A 1,802-nucleotide genomic window follows, 5' to 3' on the forward strand; every position below is an offset into this window, starting at 1 on the left:
TAAAATTATGTATTGCGGGAGGCGGATTTGAACCACCGACCTTCGGGTTATGAGCCCGACGAGCTACCGAACTGCTCCATCCCGCGCTAATATTATTTAGTACTTCAAATGAATACTTAATTAATATATCATTTAAGTCACTGTAATGTCAACACTTTTTTAAAATAAATTTTACAATACTTTAATTATAAATTTAAATAATTATGAGATAATTATTTTTTAGTAGTGCTTTTTTTAATACTTTATTAGTATATATATTAATATCCATATAGTCAATAAAAACCATAAATTAATTTGTGTAAAAAAACGCTAAACTTAAAAAAATTTATTTTATGGGATAATTTGGTTATAAAATCTCATAATTATTTATTACTCTTTATATTACTATTTGATACTTTCCCACTCTAACATTATTGTGTCATATATTTTTGCATTTTTTCTTGTAGTTCACTGAAAGAAACGAAGCCTTCTTCTTCTAGGAAGTGACCTCCTTCTTCAACAATTCGAATTGATCCTCCTAAAGCTTGCAACAACTTTTCAGTTTCCTTATAAGATACATGTTCATCATCTTTTGAAGCAAGGCCGTGAAAGTGTTTAACCTTTTTCTTAATCTCATCATAATCAATGGTAATATGATCTAAATTAACAGATTCATCAATGTCTTGCGCATCTTCTTTAAATCCAGCAATACTAAAAAAGCCTTCTATTGGACGTTTTAAATCTACTTGTTCAATAAATTTCAAGGCAGCGATTGAACCATAGCCATGGGTTACAACATACGTATCAGGATGATTGATTTTAATTTGTTGTTTCATAGCCTTTATCCACGTATCTAATTTTTTGTTATCCTCTTTATCTAAATTAAACAATTGTACATTATATCCTTCAAGCGCTAGGTTATGTTTTAACCATTGATACCAATGATTATGTGCATTTCCTATTTGTGAGTGAACAATAATTACATCTGTCATTTCTTATTCTCCTTTTCTCCTTAATAATGACTATTTATTTTAAAATAAAGCACTTTAAAGAGAAAATATAACCTCTAAAAAGTGCTTATTTACTATGCTTTATTTATAATTCGTCTATTAATTCTTCAACAGCATTTTTACCCTGTTGAATACAATCAGGTAAGCCTACCGCTTCAAACGGTGCACCGGTAATGCGTAACCCGTTATATTGACGTTTTACATGGGTTTGTATATTGCGAATTTGAGTCATATGACCAATATGATACTGTGGCATACTTTTTGGTAATCGATTTACTATCGTAAAATCTGGATCACCTTTAAACGTCATCATTTTACTTAAATCTCGACGTGCGATATTTACAATTTCTTCATCAGTATGGTCGTCTACAACCGTATCGCCAGGTTTTCCTACATACGCACGTAATAATACTTTACCTTTTGGTGTTGTAAATGGCCACTTTTTAGTCGTCCAAGTACATGCAGTAATATCTGTATGACTAGTTCTCGCAATGACAAATCCAGTACCATTATAAGTATTTTCAATATTTTTCTCATCAAATGCAAATACAACCGTTGCAACTGTAGTAGAATCCATAGTATTAAAGTATTCAAATGCTGAATCATGATTAAACCATTTCATAAACGTTTGATGTGGTGTCGTAACAAGTAAACCATCAAACGTCTCTCGACTATTATGTGTAACAATCTCATAATTATCATTATGAATATGAATATCTTCTACTGGTGTATTGTATTTGATGTGTACACCTTTTTGTTCAACATTTTTAGCTAGTGCTTCAATAAATGAACTTAGCCCATGTCTAAATTGTT

General features: G+C 30.6%; 2 protein-coding genes and 1 tRNA gene. All 3 read right to left on the reverse strand.

All coding sequences use genetic code 11. From position 1 onward, the window contains the following. Positions 1 to 12: 12 nt before the first annotated feature. Positions 13 to 86: transfer RNA gene (locus CD034_RS06775), tRNA-Met, on the reverse strand. Positions 87 to 410: 324 nt separating this feature from the next. Beyond that, on the reverse strand, positions 411 to 971 hold the full coding sequence (locus CD034_RS06780) for an RBBP9/YdeN family alpha/beta hydrolase (RefSeq protein WP_002455161.1): 561 nt from the start codon (positions 969 to 971) through the stop codon (positions 411 to 413). 103 nt (positions 972 to 1,074) lie between these two features. Next, positions 1,075 to 1,802 (reverse strand): protoporphyrinogen oxidase (hemG, locus tag CD034_RS11410; protein ID WP_258026822.1); only part of this gene is annotated, 728 nt, incomplete at its 5' end.

This window comes from Staphylococcus hominis subsp. hominis (assembly GCF_002901845.1).
Lineage (GTDB): Bacteria > Bacillota > Bacilli > Staphylococcales > Staphylococcaceae > Staphylococcus > Staphylococcus hominis.

Excerpts from the sequence above, each read along its gene's own strand:
- CD034_RS06780 (WP_002455161.1), bottom strand. The coding sequence starts at position 971 with ATGACAGATGTAATTATTGTTCACTCACAAATAGGAAATGCACATAAT.